We start from the raw sequence: 15,841 nt of genomic DNA on the forward strand, positions 1-15,841 counted from the left end.
CTGAACGCACATGGTCCCACATCGACCCCCCGTGCCACCCACCAGGAAGTCCACTGTGGACTCCAGGGCGTGCAGGGGTGGGCTGCCGGCATGGCACCGGAGTCGTGGCGGCGCGGCACACCCGGCACCGGTTCGTCGGCGGGTCGGGAGAACCCTCCGCCGGGCCGGTGCCGGGTGTGCCGCGGCCTACTCCCGCACGCCGATCGCGTCGATCGGCCGGGCCCGCAGCGCCAACCGGGTCGGCAGGCCGAGCGCCAGCAGGCCCAGCAGCGCCGCGAAGCCGATGATCCCCAGGTACACCGCGATCGGCCCGGCCGGCAGCACGGTCCCCGACAGCGCCACGCTCAGCAGCAGCAGCGGCACGGCGGGGATGAGCGTCCCGACCACGATCGCCATGCCCACCAACGTGAACGCCTCCTTGCGCATCATCCGCACCACCTGCCTGCGCGTGCCGCCGACCAGCCGGAGCAGCGCGAACTCCCGCCGCCGCTGCGCCGTGGTCAGGACCAGCGTGTTGGCCACCGCGATCGCGATGTAGCCCAGGATCACGCCCACCGCCACGATGTTCACCCAGAACTGGAGCGTGCGCCCGCCGTCCTCGGTGGGCGCCACGCCCGACCGGTCCGCGGTGGTCAGGCCCGGGTAGCGGCCGGCCAGCTCGCCGAGCGCCGCGGCGACCTCCGCCCGGTCCGCGCCCGGCGCCAGGCGGACCAGGGTGGAGCTGTCCAGGCGCGACTGCGAGTGCGCCCGCACGAGCTCGGCGGGCAGCGCGTGGTCGCCGAACGCGGAACCCCGCTCGTAGGTGGCGACCAGCCGCAGCTTCTTGGGCTGCCCGTCGTCCAGGTACAGCTCCACCTCGTCGCCGACGCGCGCGCCCAGCCAGCTCGCCTCCGCCTCGCTCAGCGCCACCGCGTCGCCGCGCAGGTCGTCCAGGCTCCCGCTCAGCACACCGAGGTCGAGCGTGCCGCCGGGCCGGTCCAGCCCGACCGCCGGGTACCGCTCGACGCGCTTGGCGCCGGCCTCGTCGTAGGCCACGACCACCTGCGTGCGGACCAGGGACGTGGCCGCCGCCACGCCGTCGATCCGCCGCGCCGCCTCCGCCACCTCCGGCGAGACGCCGCCCGGCGCGGACAGCACGTAGTCCGCCGTGGTGGCCCGCTCCGCCTGCTGCGCGGTGGCCGCGGTGGCGGTGGTGTGGCTGAAGAAGTTCACCACCGCGAACGCGATGGACAGCGTCAGCGGCGTCAGCGCGGCGGAGACCCGGCGCAGGTTGGCCCTGCTGTTGGCGGCGGCGAGGAAGCCGGTGACGCCGAGCCTGCCCAGCGGCACGGCGACCAGGCGCAGGATCGGCCCGACCGCGAGCGGGCCGAGCAGGGACACCCCGATCACGGCCAGCAGGACCGACATGCCGGTCATGGCGACCCCGGCATCGCCCGCGACGTACAGCGGCGCGGTCGCCAACCCCGCGCCGCCCGCGAGGACGAGCGTGCCCGCGACGAGCCGCCACCGACCCGGCTCGGGCCGTTCCACCGCGGCGTCGCCCAGGGCCTCCGTCGGCGGGATGCGCGCGGGTCGGCGGGAGGCCGCCCACGCGGCCAGGCGGGCCGCCCCGAGGCTGAGCGCGATCGCGGCGACCAGCGGCAGCGGGCCGACGGAGAGCGCGAAGCCGTCCGGGATGACGCCGATCGCCGCGAACGCGTCCCGCAGCCCGTGCCCGACCCCGATGCCGCCCAGCGCGCCGAGCACGGCGGCGACCGAGGCCACCATCGTGGTCTCCGTGGCGATCAGCCTGCCGACCTGCCTCGGCGTCGCGGCGATGGCGCGCAGCAGCGCCAGTTCCCGCCGCCGCTGCTCGATGGTCAGCGCCAGCGTGCCCGCCACCACGAACACCGCGACCAGCAGCGCGATTCCGCCGAACGACCCGGCGATCGCGATCAGCACCGCCCTGGACCGGCCGACGGCCGCGAACTCCACCGTGCCGCGGTCGTCGCCCGAGACGACCTCGACGTGGTCGCCTGCCAGCGCCCGCTCGACGCGGTCGACCACGCCGGCGTCGCCGAAGACGCCGATCGCGTGGAACCGGTCGGGCGTGCCGGACAGCTCACCGGCGCGCGCGTCGGTGAAGTACAGCGCCGACTGCCCGGCCAGGCCGTCCGCGCCGGGCGGCGCGGCGATGCCGACCACCTCGTAGGCGAGCGGTGTCGACGTCGTCATGACCTCGACCCGGTCGGCCACCCCGACGCCCGCCCGGCGCGCCAGGTCGGCGTCCAGCACCACTTCGCCGTCCGCCGCCGGTGCGCGCCCCTCGCGCACCGAGAACGGCGTGAGCACGGCGGACTCCCAGTTGTGCCCCAGCGCCTCCAGCACCGCGCCGTCCCGCACGACGCGCGCCGGGAACGTCCGCTCGCCCACGGCCTCCGCCACACCGGGCACCGCCGCGACCTTCCCCACCAGCGCGCCCGGCACGGCGGGCGGCGAGCCGACCGGCTGCGTGGCGAGGAAGTCGGCGTCGGGTGGCCGCACCTCCTGCCGTCCGCCGACCACGACGGGCGCGGCGGCGTAGCGCTCGGTGGGCACACCGGAGCGGAAACCGGACTCCATGAGGATGCCGCACGCGGCGACCACGGCCGTGCCGAGCAGGATCGCCAGGAACGCGCCCACGAACCCGATCTTGCGGGCCTTCACCAACTGCCAGGCGATGTCACGCACCGCTCACCACTCCCCGAGACCGGTCAGCCTGCGCACCACCTGGTCCGGCGTCGGCTCGCGCAGCTCGCCCGCGAACCGGCCGTCGGCCAGGAACAGCACGCTGTGCGCGAAGGACGCGGCGACCGGGTCGTGCGTGACCATCAGCACGGTCTGCCCCACCGTGTCGACCAGGCCGCGCAGCAGGTCCAGCACCTGCCGGCCGGTCCGCGTGTCCAGCGCGCCGGTCGGCTCGTCGGCCAGCAGCACCTCCGGCCGGGTCACCAGGGCGCGGGCGATCGCGACCCGCTGCTGCTGGCCGCCGGACAGCTCGGCGGGCCTGCGGTCCAGCAGCGCCGCGATGCCGACCCGCGCGACGATCTCCCGCAGCCAGTCCTCGTCCACCCGCGCGCCCGCGAACCGCAGCGGCAGGGTGATGTTCTGCCGCACGGTCAGCGACGGGATCAGGTTGTACGCCTGGAAGACGAACCCGATCCGCTGCCGCCGCAGCTCGGTGAGCGCGTTCTCGGACAGCCCGGTGAGATCCGTGTCGCCCAGCAGCACCCGCCCGGACGTGGGCCGGTCCAGGCCGGCGGCGCAGTGCAGGAACGTGCTCTTGCCCGATCCGGACGGTCCCATCACCGCCGTGAACGCGCCCCGGCGCAGGCCGGCCGTGACCCCGTCGAGCGCGGTGACCGCGTTCGAGCCCGAGCCGTAGACCTTGCGCACCGACTCCAGCCGCAACGCGTGTGCCGTGTCGACGGCGACCGTTCCTGACACCATGCCGTTCCCCTCCTCGAAGCTTGCCGGCCAGAAGTGTCGTCCGGGTTGGACGATCCGGGCGATACCGCTGGCAGGCGTCCCGTGGTATAGCCAGCACTACCGTGATCGCGGGCGTGGACGTGCAGAATCGCGGTATGAACGCTCGCCTCGCCGCGCTGTGGGCCGCCGTCCGCTACCTCGTCGTCGGCGCGGGCACGGCCCTCCTGTCGTTCCTCGCGCTGGCCTGCCTGCTCATCGTCGCGGTGCTGTGCCTGGTCGGGGTCGGCCTGCCCGCCCTGCCCGAGGCGCTGCACCTGGTCCGCCGGCTGGTCGACGTCGAGCGCCGCCGCGCGGGCGCGCTGCTGGGCACGCCGATCCCCGAGGCGTACCGGCTGCTGGACGGGCCGCTGTCGCACCGGGTCGGGACGGCGCTGGCCGACCCGGCCACCCGGCGTGACGCGGCGTGGCTGGTCCTGCACGGCACGGTGGGCCTCGTGCTCGGCGGGCTCGCGTTCGGCCTCGCGCCCAGCGCGGTGAACCACCTGCTCATGCCGCTGTACTGGTGGCTCGTGCCGGGCGGCGTGGAGACGTCGTTCGGGGTGGTGGTGGACTCGTGGCCGAGCACGTCCGTCGCGATCGCGATCGGGGTGGGCTACGGCCTGCTGACGTTGCAGCTGCCCGCCGTGGCCCGGTGGTACGCGCGGGTGGCGCGGCGGCTGCTGTCGCCCGCCAAGGGCGTCCGGCTGACCGACCGCGTGGCGGAGCTGACCGCGTCCCGCGCGGGCGCGCTGGAGGCGCACGGTGCCGAGCTGCGCCGCATCGAACGTGACCTGCACGACGGCGCGCAGGCCAGGATCGCCGCCGTCGTCATGCAGCTGGGCATCGTCGAGCAGATCCGCGCCCGGGACCCGGAGGCCGCGTTCGGGCTGGTCCGCAAGGCGCAGGACACGGCGATCGACGCGCTGGCCGAGCTGCGGGACGTGGTGCGCGACATCTACCCGCCGGTGCTGTCGGACCGGGGGCTGGACGGCGCGGTGTCGGCGCTGGCGGCCCGCTGCCCGGTGCCGTGCACGCTGGACGTGGCGCCCATCGGGCGGCGGCCGGCGGCGATCGAGGCGGCGGCGTACTTCATCATCGCGGAGGCGCTGACCAACATCACCAAGCACGCGGGGGCGAGCGCGGCGTCGGTGCGCCTGGCGGCGACGGACGACACCCTGCTGATCACGGTGCGCGACGACGGCCGCGGTGGTGCGGACGACCGCCGGGGAACCGGTATCGTCGGCATCCGGCGCCGCGCCGACGCCTTCGACGGCCGGGCCGAGTTGAGCAGCCCGCCCGGCGGGCCGACCGTGTTGCGAGTGGAGCTGCCTTGCGGGTCGTGATCGCCGAGGACGACGTCCTGCTGCGCGAGGGGCTGACGTTGCTGCTGGGCAACGCGGGGGTCGACGTGGTCGCGGCCGTGGACAACGCGACCGAGTTCCTGGCCGCCATCACCGACGACCGCCCGGACGCCGTGGTGATGGACGTGCGCCTGCCGCCGTCGTTCCGCGACGAGGGGCTGCGCGCCGCCGTCGAGGCCCGCCGCCGCCACCCCGGCCTGCCGGTCCTCGTGCTGTCGGCGTACGTGGAGAACAGCTACGCCGCCGAGCTGCTCGCGGACGGCGCGGGCGGGGTCGGCTACCTGCTCAAGGAGCGCGTCGGCAAGGTCGAGCGGTTCCTCGACGCCCTGCGGCGCGTGGCCGAGGGCGGCACCGCGATGGACCCCGAGGTGATCTCCCAGCTCCTGGTCCGCCGCAAGGCCGACGACCCGCTCCAGTCCCTCACCGGCCGGGAGCGCGAGGTGCTGGCGCTGATGGCGGAGGGCCACAACAACGCCACCATCGCGGACACCCTGGTGGTCAGCGAGGGCGCGGTGCACAAGCACATCCGGAACATCTTCACCAAGCTGGCCCTGCCCGACGACCAGGGCGGCCACCGCCGCGTGCTGGCCGTGCTGGCCTACCTCAACGCCTGAGCGGGCGGTGGTGCGGGCCGGCGGTCGCACGGGCTCGGCGGCGGTGCGGACCCGAGGCCATGTGGCTGGCCGGTCGCACGGCTCGGCGGTCGTGCGGGCCCGAGGTCGTGCGGGCCCGAGGTCGTGCGGGCCCGAGGTCGTGCGGGCCCGAGGTCGTGCGGGCCCGAGGTCGTGCGGTCCGGCGGCCGTGCGGGCCACGCGGTCACAGGGCCAGGGTCCACGAGTCGAGCTTGCCCGAGCCGCCGGTGCCGGCGTCCGCCACGCGCAGCGTCCACGTGCCCTCGCGCACGTGGCCGGACAGGTCGACGGTGTAGGCGCGCCGCAGCTCCCCCGTGCCGGCGTCCGCGCGGTCGTGCAGCACGTGCACGCCGCCGTCCGGCGCGACCAGCGAGACGACCAGGTCGCCGACGTCGGTGTGGGTGACGGCGACGGACACGGACGCGGTGGCGGAGGCGTTCCCCGCGCAGCCGGCGACGGTGACGGCGCTCTCGACCGCGCCACCGGCGGTGGTCGGGCGGTCGGTGTCGTCGGTGACGGGCGCGCAGCCGTTGAGGAAGGCGGTGTGCAGCAGGACGTTCGGCGAGTCGCTGCCGGCGTCGCCCACCTTCCCCGAGCTGCCGTGCGCGACGAGCGCGTCGCGGGCCTGCGCCGGCGTCGCGTACGGGTGCCGCGCCAGGTACAGCGCCACCGCGCCCGCGACGTGCGGCGACGCCATCGACGTCCCGGTCATGGTGGTGCTGCCGCGCTCGGCGGTGTGCACCGCCGAGACGATGTCGGTGCCCGGCGCGAAGAGGTCCAGGCAGGCGCCCTGGTTGCTGTTGCGCTGGCGGCCGTCGGACCGGGTGCTGTTGCCGACCGTGATCCCCTCGGGCAGGTGCTGCGGGCTGAAGTGGCACGCGTCGTCCGCCGCGTTGCCCGCCGCCTGCACCCACGGCACGCCGCCCGCGATCACCGACCGCACGGCGTCGTCGAGGGCCTGGTCCGCGCAGCGCTGCCGGCAGCCGATGCTGAAGTTCACCACGGCCGGTCGCGCGGCGTTGGCCTTGACCCAGTCGATCCCGGCCAGCAGGTCGTCGTCGGTGGCGCGGCCGCCGCAGTCGAGCACCCGCACCGGCACCACGGTCGCCTCCTTGGCGACGCCGTGGACCGCGCCCGCCGCCGTGCCCGCGACGTGCGTGCCGTGGCCGTGGCAGTCCTGCGGCGTCGTGTCGCGGTCGACCGCGTCGAACCCCTCGCCGACCCGGCCGGCGAAGTCCTCGTGCGCGGCGTTCAGGCCCGTGTCCAGGACGTAGACCCGCGCGCCGCGCCCCGGTGCGGCGGGGTGCGTGTAGGCGTGGTCCAGCGGCAGGTCGAGCTGGTCGATCCGGTCGTCGCCCCAGTTCGGCGGGTGCTCCTGGGTGTCGACCGCGACCATCCGCGACACCTGCTGCACGTAGCGGACGCCCGGCTCGCGGGCGACGCGGACCGCCTGCTCGGCCGTCATCTCCGCCGAGTAGCCGTCGAGCGCCGCGCCGTAGGTGTGGCGGACCTGCCCGCCGTGCTGCTGGGTCAACGCGGCGGCGGTCGCGGCGACCTGCTGGGCGTCCTGCCCGTCGCCGCGGAGCACGACGACGTACCGGTCGGGCACCGCGTCCGGCGCGCCCGCGTTGAGGATGACGGGCTCGTCCGGGTCCGGGGTGGCCGGGTCGGCGGTGACCGGCTCGGCGGCTGGGGCGGTGGCGGGTCCGGAGGACGCCGGGTCGGGGGCGGCGGTGGCGGGGTCGGCGGGCGTGGAGCCGGCCGGTGCGGGCAGGACCGCGACCGCCGCGGCGGTGACCGCGACGACGATCGCGCCGAACGTCTTGATCCTCATGGTCCACCGGCTCCTCGCCCGGACAGGGGGTGACGGGTCGCACCGCCCGCGACGCCCGGTGACCGCACGCCGCGCGGGAGGTACGACGTAGCGGTACCCGGTGCACCGGCCACGACTCCCCCGGCGCCGACGGATGCCCCGATGGTGTGGCTCCCGACGCCCCGAGCGGCCGTTCCCGACACCGGAACCCCGCGGCCGACCTGGTTCTTCGCCCGACCGCGTCCCCCACCCGCCCGGTTCGCGTCGTCCGGTGACGTCCGCGCGGGTCACCCCCGGCCGCGACCGGTTCGGGCGGCACGATCCCACCCGTCCGGGTCCGCCCGTCACCGAGCGCGGGTGGTCCGCGCGCGGTCCTGTTCGGAAAAGTGGTCACATGACCGGCCACCCGGCGACCACCGCACGGACCAGCACGCCCGCCCGAACGCGCGCAATCCTTTGGTAACGCTTGAGCTCCGAGACCGGCGTCCGATATGACAACACCCGGCGATCCGGGTCCGCGCTGCCGGCCCGACGCGGGGAAGGGCTCTGCATGGCGATGGAACTCCGTCTGCTCGGCAACATCGAGGCGCGGATCGGCGATCGCCCCGTCGAGGTGGGACCGGCCAGGCAGCGGTTCGTGCTGGCCGCCCTGTCCGTCGACGCCAACCGGGTCGTGCCGCTGGACGGGCTGGTGGAGCGGGTCTGGGGAGGCGGCCGGCTGCCCGTCCACCCCCACAACGCGCTGCACACCTACGTCGCCCTCCTCCGCCGGGTGCTCGCGCCCGCCGGTGACGTGACCATCACGCGGCAGGCCCCCGGCTACCGGCTCACCGCCGAGGAGGCGGCGGTGGACGTGCACCGCTTCCTCGCCCTGCTCGACCAGGCCCGCGCCACCGACGACGACGAGCGGGCCGCCGCCCGGTACGAGCGGGCGCTGGCGCTGTGGCGCGGCGAGCCGTTCGAGTCCGCGGACACCGCCTGGTTCGCCGCGGTCCGCGCCATGCTCACCCGGCAGCGCAACGCCGCCCGGCTGGACCTCACCGACATCCGGCTCCGCCGAGGCGAGCACACCGAGCTGGTCGTCACCCTCGCCGACGAGGTCGCGGAGAACCCCCTGGACGAGCGCCTGGCCGGCCAGTACCTGCTGGCGCTGTGCGGGTGCGGCCGCCAGGCCGACGCCCTCCAGCACTACGACCGGGTGCGGCGGCAGCTCGCCGACGAGCTGGGCGTCGACCCGAGCCGGCCGCTCCGGCGCCTGCACCACCAGATCCTGACCGGCGACCCGGCGCTGCCCGACCGGGGTGCCGCGCCGCCGCCCGTCGCGGCGGCCAAGCCCACCCCGGTCACGCGACCGGCCCCGGTGCCCCGCCAGCTGCCCGCCGCGCCCCGCCTGTTCACCGGTCGGACCGCCGAGCTGGCCGCGCTGACCGAGCTGCTCGGCGGGCCCGAGCACCCGGCGGGCACGGTGGTGATCGGCGGCGCGGGCGGCATCGGCAAGACGTGGCTCGCCCTGCACTGGGCGTACCGGAACCTGGACCTGTTCCCGGACGGGCAGCTGCACGTGAACCTGCGCGGGTTCGACCCCTCGGGGGAACCGGTGACGCCCGCGGCGGCCGTGCGGGGCTTCCTCGACGCGCTCGGCGTGGCGCAGGCCGCCGTGCCCGCCGACCTGGACGGCCGGGTCGGCCTGTACCGCAGCCTGGTCGCCGACAAGCGCCTGCTGGTGGTGCTGGACAACGCCGCCGACACCGCCCAGGTCACGCCGCTGCTGCCGGGCGGCACGACCGCCACGGTGCTGATCACCAGCCGGCGCAGGCTCACCGGGCTGGTCACCGCGCACTGCGCGCGGCTGCTGCCGCTGCGCGTGCTGGACGACGCGGAGGCGCGCCGCCTGCTCGCGGGCCACCTCGGCGAGGACCGGCTGGCCGCCGAGCCGGAGGCGGTGGCCGAGCTGCTGGACCGGTGCGCGGGGATGCCGCTGGCGCTCGGCATCATCGCGGCCCGCGCGCACTGCCACCCGGACTTCCCGCTGGCGGCGCTGGCCGAGGAGTTCCACGACCACGCGGCGCGGCTGGACGCGCTGGACACCGGTCACACCGACGTCAACCTGCGGGCCGTCGTGTCGTGGTCCTACCGGACCCTCGCCCGCGAGCCGGCCACCGTGTTCGGGCTGCTCGGCCTCGCGCCGGGGTCCGACATCGGCGAGCCCGCCGCCGCGGGCGTCTCCGCGCTGCCCGCCGCCGCGGCGCGGACCGCGCTCCAGGAGCTGGAGAACGCGCACCTGGTCGACCAGCACACGCCCGGCCGCTACCGGATGCACGACCTGGTGCGCCTGTGCGCGGCCGACCAGGCCCGGCGCGACCTGCCCGACGAGGCGCGCACGGCGGCGCTGCGGCGGCTGGCCGACTTCTACCTGCACACCGCGTACCGCGCCGAGCGCCTGCTGGAACCGCACCGGCCGCCGATCGCCCTGGACGAGCCCGCCCCCGGCTGCCACCCGCTCCCGCTCGACCACGAGGGCGCGGCGGTCGCGTGGCTCACCGTCGAGTACCCGAACGTGCTGGCCGTGCAGCAGCTCGCCGTCGAGCACGGGTGGCACGCCACCGCCTGGGGCGTCGCCTGGAGCCTCTACACGTTCCAGCGGCGGCACGGCTACCAGCTCGACGCCCTCGCCGTGTGGCAGGCGGCGCTGGCGGCGGCGGAGCGGCTGGACGACCCGGTCGTCGAGTCGACCACCCACCGCGCCATCGGCAGCGCGTACTCCGACGTCGACCGGCACCGGGAGGCGCGGTCGCACCTGCTGCGGGCGTTGGCCGTGGCCGAGGAGCACGACGACCTGTTCGGGCAGGCGCACGCCCACCACCTGCTGGCCTCCGCCCTGGAGGAGATGGGCTCGATCCGCGAGGCGCTGGCGCACTCGACGCGGTCCGTGGACCTGTTCCGCGCCGCCGACCTGCCGGTGTGGGAGGCGTGGGGGCTCGGCCACGTCGGCTGGTGCCGCGCCCTGCTGGGCGAGCTGCCACAGGCGCGGGTGGACTGCGAGGCCGCGCTCGACCTGGCCCGCCGCCACGGCGACCGCGAGGGCGAGTCGCTGGTGCTGGACACCCTCGGCTACATCGCCCACCACGCGGGTCGGTACCACGAGGCGCTCGACCACTACCGGCGGGCGGTCGCCCTGCTGCGCGAGGTGGACAACCCGTTCAACGAGGCGGAGGCGGCGGAGCGGCTGGGCGACACCCACCACGCCCTCGGCGAGCCGGAGCAGGCCACCGAGGCGTGGCGGCACGCGTTGCGGCTGTACCAGGCCCAGCAGCGCGCCTCGCAGGTCGAGCGCCTGCAACGGCAGCTCGACGTGCTCGGACGGTCCCGCGCGGGCTGCTGAGCCAGGCGCGGCCGGCGGGGCGCGGAGAGACGCAGCAGGGCGGAGCGCAGCGAGACCCGGAGACGCAGCAGGGCGGAACGCAGCGAGAACGCAGCGGGGCACGGCGCGGCGGGGCGAGGCGCGGGGCCGGGCGAGCGGGCAGGGGCTGGGCGAGCGGGCGGGGCGCGGGGCAGGCGGGCGAGGCAGGCGGGGCGGGGCGTGCAGCGGGGCAGGGCGCGGGTCGTTCGGAAAGCCGTCGGCGCCGGCCCCCTGTTGACGGCGCACCGCATTTCGTCCATCCTTTCCCGACACGCGCGCGACCGGCCGGGAAATGCACCGTCCACAGTAGACTGACGAAATCACCGCGACGCCCTGCCACCACCGAGGACACCGGCCGCCGCACCTTCCGGAACGCGCCGCCCGCGTTTCCGCCGAACCGTCCACGACTCCCTCCCCACGGTCCGCGCGCGAGTCGCCGGTGCGCTTTCCCGTACCCGCGTCCCACCGGCCCGGCCCCATTCCCGCCGCCCGGCACCCGCGCCACCCCTCGAAGGCGAGGCACCCACCACCATGACCGCGGACCCCGCACCGTTACCCCGCCCGACGGCCCGCGACCGCGTCCCGATCGCGTTCCTCGCCGTCGCCGTCGCCGCCGTCGCGACGGCCGTCGTGGTCGCCGGCCTGGCGCTCGGCGACGCGATACCGACCCTCCGGAACGACTTCGCGGTGTTCCACCTGGGCGGCTCGTCGGTGCTGTCCGGCGTCTCGCCCTACGACGTCGTGACCGACGACCACTACCGGTTCCTCTACCCGCCGTTCGCCGCGCTCGTGCTGGCGCCGCTGGGGCTGGTGGGCCTCGACGTCGGGTTCGCGCTGTGGACGTTCGCCTCGGTGCTCGGGCTGGAAGTCGTCGTGTGGCTGGCGCTCGGCCTGGCGGAGCCGGGGTCGCCGACCCGGCGGGCGCGGTTCGCGGTCTTCGCCACGGTGGCCGCGCTGCCCACGACCCCCGTGTTCTACCTGCTCGAATTCGGCCAGATCACCGTGCTGCTGGTGCTCCTGGCGATGGTCGACCTGGCACTGCGACCCGGCCGCTGGCAGGGGGTCGCCGTCGGCGTGGCGGCCGGGATCAAGCTGACGCCGCTGATCTTCGTCGCCTACTTCCTGCTCACGCGCCGCGTCCGGGCCGCCGCGCTGTCCGCCGGCGCGTTCGCGGCCACGGTGCTCGTCGGGTTCGCCGTGCTGCCGGGGCCGTCCGCGCGGTACTGGGGCGACCACTTCCTGGACTCGGGCCGGATGTGGCCGCCGGAGGCCGCGCCCTACAACCAGTCGCTGCGCGGCGTGCTGGCGCACCTGCCGGGCGCGCCGTGGTCCTGGGTGGTGGCCGCGGCCGTCGTGGGCGTCGCCGGCCTGGCGGTCTCGGCGTGGGCCGCCCGCCGGGACAAGCCGGCCGCGGGCGTCCTGGCGTGCGCGGTGACGGGCCTGCTGATCTCCCCCGTCTCGTGGCCGCAGCACTGGGTGTGGGTGGTCCCGGGGCTCGCGCTGTGGCTGTGGTGGGGCCGGCGGCGGGGCCCGGCGCACGCTCGGGGCGTCGGGTCGGCGTGGCTCGCGCTGGTCGTCTCCGCCGCGCTGATGTTCCCCACCCCGATCGGCCTGGCCGCGGTGGCACCGCCGGTGGCGTGGATCGTGCTGCTCAGCGCGCTCCAGGTGCTGGCGGGTCTCGCGTTCCTCGTCGTGCTCGCCGTCGTGCTGCGGCGGGAGGACCGCGCGGCCGGCGCGGGACCGCAACCCTGACCCGCCCGCGCACTCCCCACCGAGTTCTTGCATGTGCAACCATCAGGGCGGGGTGCGGGTAAAGTGCAAGCAGGTGGAGGTAGTCATGGTGGTGGAGGAACCGCGCTCGGGCTGCCCGGTCAACGCCGCGGTCGAGGTGCTGGGCGACCGGTGGAGCCTCGTCGTGCTGCGCGACATCATGTTCTGCGACCGCCGCCACTTCCGGGTGCTCCAGCGCGAGTCCGAGGAGGGCATCGCGTCGAACATCCTCGCGAACCGGCTGCGCGACCTGGTCGCCGCCGGGCTGCTCACCCGCGACGACCCCGGCGCCGGCCGCCGCGCGACGTACAGCCTCACCGAGGCGGGCATCCAACTGGTGCCCGTGCTGGCCGAACTCGGCTGGTGGGGCCTGCGCCACCGCCCCACCAGCGCCGAACTGCGCGCGCGGGCCGAAGAGCTGCACGACGGAGGGCCCGAGCTGTGGCGGGCCGTCATGGCCGAGCTGCGCGAACGCCACCTCGGCGGCCCGCGACCCGGCACGACGCCCGACGGCGCCGAGGAATAGTCCACTTAGGACCATCCGGGTTCCCGCGGTCCTGTGCCGCACCGGATTCGGCATCCCGTCGCGACCGGTGGCCGTTCGGGACGAGAAGGGGACTTTCGGGCAACGGGCGCGCCTTGGCGGATCACCTGGCCGGCCGGAGGTCGTACGCTGTGCCCGTGGTCGGATACCGCCGCGACGCAGTGACCGGGCCGGCAACGGGGCAGCCGGCGCGCCCCGCACCGAAGCGCGGCGGTGTCCGGGTGGGGCTGCCCGGCGTCGCCTTCGGACCGGACCGGGGCGCGCGGGCGGGGCACGAGCGGTTGCGCTTCCGGCCGCCGCCGCTGGACGTGCTGCTGGCGCTGGTGTTCACCGGGTTGACCGTGGCCACCACCGTCGACCAGCAGGCGGGCACGCACGGCCCGCCGGCGTACGCCCTGGCCGCGCTGACGACGGCGCCCATCGTCCTGCGGCAGGTCGCGCCGGTCGCGACCACGGCGGTCACGCTGGTCGCGGCCGCGATGTACAGCGTGCTGGGCTACGGCGACCTCCCCGGCGGCGGCGCGGGCCTGCTGGTGGGCGTGTTCACCGTGGCGACGCTGCGGTCCCGCCGGGCGGCCGCCGCGGCCTTGGTCGCCACGATCGCCGTGATCGCGGCCAACTACGCCGGGGCGAGCTCTTCGATCGCGTTGCCGACGCTCCTGCAGGGCTTCCTGCTGGTGCTCGGCGCGTGCGCGTTGGGACGGGCCACCAAGCGGTGGGGGCGGCACGTCGAGCGGGTCGTCGAGGAGGCGGCCACGGCCGTCACCGACGAGCGCGCCCGCATCGCCAGGGAGCTGCACGACATCGTCGCGCACCACATGTCGGTCATCTCGTTGCAGGCCGGCGTCGCCGGGTACGTGCTCGACACCGACCCGCGCACCGCCCGCGCCGCGCTGGACACGGTCGGCGACACCAGCCGCGAGGCGCTCCGGGAGATGCGTCGCCTGCTGGAGGTGCTGCGCGTCGACGACGAGGAGCCGGACGCGGAGGACGGCGCGCGGCACGGGATCGCGGCGCTGGACCGGCTGGTGGACCGCGTGCGCGCCGCCGGCGTCCCGGTCGAGGTCGCGGTCACCGGCCGGCCGCGCGACCTGCCGCCGGGCCTGGACCTGTGCGCCTACCGGGTGGTCCAGGAGTCCCTGACCAACGTGATCAAGCACGCGGGACCGGCCGCCGCGCGGGTCGAGGTCGACTACGGGGACCGGGTGCTCACGCTCCGGGTGCGCGACGACGGGCTCGCGGCCGGACCACCGCGCGCGACGCCGGGCTCGCACGGCATCCGGAGCATGCGCGAACGCGTCGAGCTGTACGGCGGTTCGCTCACCGCGGGACCGGCACGCGACGGCGGGTTCACCGTGACGGCGAGCTTCCCGCTGTCCGCCCCGGCCTGACACCGCCGTGCGGTCGCGACCCGCCGGGCACCCGGTCGGTCCGCACAGGACGGATCAGTCCACACAGGACTGTCAGTGGGCCAGGCCGTTCAGCACGTCCTCCGCCGTGCGCGGTTCGGCGGGCAGGATCGACGTCAGGCCCGCCCTGCCCGCGTCGACGTCCTCCGCGTCCTCGGGCCGGGCCATCGGCGCGAGCAGCCGGGCCGCCTCCACCGCCGCGCCGGCCCGCGCCGCGACGGTCGCGGCGAGGATCTCGGCCGACAGCTCCGCCGGTGTCATCCGCTTGTACGCCTCCGTGGGGAACCGGACGTCGGTCAGCTCCCCCTGCTGCCCCACGGTCACGGTCACCGTCCGGTACGGCGTGGTCGCGCTGATCGCGATCTCGCCCATGTCGCGCCGCAGCCTGGTCAGCCCGTCCCGCTGCGCGCGATACCCGCCGGGGGTTCGCCCGGTCCGCTCGTGAGAGGTGGTGGTCACTTCGGGACTCCTCGTGAGACGGTCGTTTCAGGTCCACCTCAGCGCGGAATGCCGACCGTGCCAAGGGATTCACCGCGAACGGGGTACCGATGCCCGGCAGGTCTTCCCTTTCACCCCCGGTATCACCCCCTGCGGGGCGCGCGCCCGGCCGCGTCGGACGGCGGGCGGGGGAAGGCCGCGCCGACGACGGCGCCGTCCGGGGCCGTCACGGGCACCGGCCGGGGCAGCCGCGCCGCGGGGAGCGGAGCCGGTGGCCGCGCCGGCGCGTCGCCGGGCGGGTACCCGGTCGACTCCGTCGAGCCCGCGGGCTCCCCGGCGGGCTCTCGCCCCTCGACCGGGTCCGTCGGACCCGCAGGCCCACCGGCGGGCACCCGCCCCTCGCCCACCGGGGCGTCGACGGGCGGAACGTCGACAAGCGGGTCGACAGGCGGGACGTCGACAAGCGGGTCGACGGGCGGGACGTCGACGGGCAGGGTGTCGACAGGCGCGTCGACGGGCGGGACGTCGACCGCTTGGGCCGGGTCGGCACCGGGTCGCGCCCGCCGCTCCGCGTCGCGCGCCTGCTCGTCGGCCACCTCCCGCAGGTGCGCCGCCCTGGCCTCCCACCAGTCCCGCTCGGCGCGGTCGACCGCGTCCTCCGCCAGGCGCAGCCGCTCGACCGCGGCGGCGTGGTCCCGCACCGGTCGCGGGTCCGGTCCGGGTGGCGTGTCCGACCACCGGCGAACCCGGTCCCGCTCGCGGCGGAGTCCGGCTTCCGCCGCCCCCAGCTCGTGCCGGACGGCCTGGCGCTCCGCGCGCTGGGCGCGGGCGCGGTCGGCGTCGCGCAGCGGCGAGTCACGGGCGTGCCGCTCGACGAGCACGCCCAGCCGCCGGCGCAGGGCCGCCACCTCGCCGGTCAGCCGGTCTTCCCGCCGGCGCGCGTCCGCCGGCTCCGCCCGGCGGCGGGTCGCCGCCACCGCCGCGTCCT

Annotated in this window: 10 protein-coding genes; 6 read left to right on the forward strand and 4 right to left on the reverse strand. The window is 76.2% G+C overall.

Going from position 1 to position 15,841, the window contains the following annotated elements:
- Positions 1–186 precede the first annotated feature (186 nt).
- Together C8E97_RS27075 and C8E97_RS27080 are read right to left on the reverse strand one after the other, a co-directional pair.
- Positions 187–2,709: an FtsX-like permease family protein gene (locus tag C8E97_RS27075; RefSeq protein ID WP_121008240.1), complete on the reverse strand. Its 2,523-nt coding sequence runs from the start codon at positions 2,707–2,709 to the stop codon at positions 187–189.
- Positions 2,710–2,712: 3 nt separating this feature from the next.
- Entirely contained in the window at positions 2,713–3,468 is a 756-nt protein-coding gene (locus C8E97_RS27080) for an ABC transporter ATP-binding protein (RefSeq protein ID WP_121008241.1), read from the reverse strand.
- 134 nt (positions 3,469–3,602) lie between these two features.
- Here C8E97_RS27080 and C8E97_RS27085 point away from each other — a divergent pair, with 134 nt between their 5' ends.
- On the forward strand, positions 3,603–4,829 hold the full coding sequence (locus C8E97_RS27085) for a sensor histidine kinase (RefSeq protein WP_121008242.1): 1,227 nt from the start codon (positions 3,603–3,605) through the stop codon (positions 4,827–4,829).
- Entirely contained in the window at positions 4,817–5,461 is a 645-nt protein-coding gene (locus C8E97_RS27090) for a response regulator (protein WP_121008243.1), read from the forward strand. The genes C8E97_RS27085 and C8E97_RS27090 overlap by 13 nt, the downstream gene beginning before the upstream one ends.
- A 202-nt stretch (positions 5,462–5,663) precedes the next feature.
- Here C8E97_RS27090 and C8E97_RS27095 read toward each other — a convergent pair whose 3' ends face one another.
- Positions 5,664–7,313: a S8 family peptidase gene (locus tag C8E97_RS27095; protein WP_121008244.1), complete on the reverse strand. Its 1,650-nt coding sequence runs from the start codon at positions 7,311–7,313 to the stop codon at positions 5,664–5,666.
- A gap of 529 nt (positions 7,314–7,842) precedes the next feature.
- Here C8E97_RS27095 and C8E97_RS36610 point away from each other — a divergent pair.
- The 4 genes from C8E97_RS36610 to C8E97_RS27115 all read left to right on the forward strand — a co-directional run bounded on the left by C8E97_RS36610 (position 7,843) and on the right by C8E97_RS27115 (position 14,397).
- Positions 7,843–10,674: an AfsR/SARP family transcriptional regulator gene (locus C8E97_RS36610; protein ID WP_121008245.1), complete on the forward strand. Its 2,832-nt coding sequence runs from the start codon at positions 7,843–7,845 to the stop codon at positions 10,672–10,674.
- Positions 10,675–11,223: 549 nt separating this feature from the next.
- On the forward strand, positions 11,224–12,444 hold the full coding sequence (locus tag C8E97_RS27105; RefSeq protein ID WP_121008246.1) for a glycosyltransferase 87 family protein: 1,221 nt from the start codon (positions 11,224–11,226) through the stop codon (positions 12,442–12,444).
- A gap of 73 nt (positions 12,445–12,517) precedes the next feature.
- Entirely contained in the window at positions 12,518–12,988 is a 471-nt protein-coding gene (locus C8E97_RS27110) for a winged helix-turn-helix transcriptional regulator (protein ID WP_342776260.1), read from the forward strand.
- A gap of 239 nt (positions 12,989–13,227) precedes the next feature.
- Positions 13,228–14,397 carry a sensor histidine kinase gene (locus C8E97_RS27115; protein WP_246019199.1) on the forward strand — a complete coding sequence of 390 codons (1,170 nt, stop codon included), beginning with the start codon at positions 13,228–13,230 and terminating at the stop codon, positions 14,395–14,397.
- Between the two features lie 72 nt (positions 14,398–14,469).
- On the opposite strand, the gene C8E97_RS27120 is transcribed toward C8E97_RS27115, so the two are convergent.
- A complete protein-coding gene (locus tag C8E97_RS27120; protein ID WP_211347147.1) occupies positions 14,470–14,874 on the reverse strand; it encodes a YbaB/EbfC family nucleoid-associated protein in 405 nt (134 codons plus the stop codon).
- Positions 14,875–15,841 lie beyond the last annotated feature (967 nt).

This window comes from Saccharothrix australiensis (assembly GCF_003634935.1).
Classification (GTDB): domain Bacteria; phylum Actinomycetota; class Actinomycetes; order Mycobacteriales; family Pseudonocardiaceae; genus Actinosynnema; species Actinosynnema australiense.

Coding starts and splice junctions, on each gene's coding strand:
- C8E97_RS27085 (WP_121008242.1), top strand. CDS start 3,603: ATGAACGCTCGCCTCGCCGCGCTGTGGGCCGCCGTCCGCTACCTCGTC.
- C8E97_RS27080 (WP_121008241.1), bottom strand. CDS start 3,468: ATGGTGTCAGGAACGGTCGCCGTCGACACGGCACACGCGTTGCGGCTG.
- C8E97_RS36610 (WP_121008245.1), top strand. CDS start 7,843: ATGGCGATGGAACTCCGTCTGCTCGGCAACATCGAGGCGCGGATCGGC.
- C8E97_RS27095 (WP_121008244.1), bottom strand. CDS start 7,313: ATGAGGATCAAGACGTTCGGCGCGATCGTCGTCGCGGTCACCGCCGCG.
- C8E97_RS27105 (WP_121008246.1), top strand. CDS start 11,224: ATGACCGCGGACCCCGCACCGTTACCCCGCCCGACGGCCCGCGACCGC.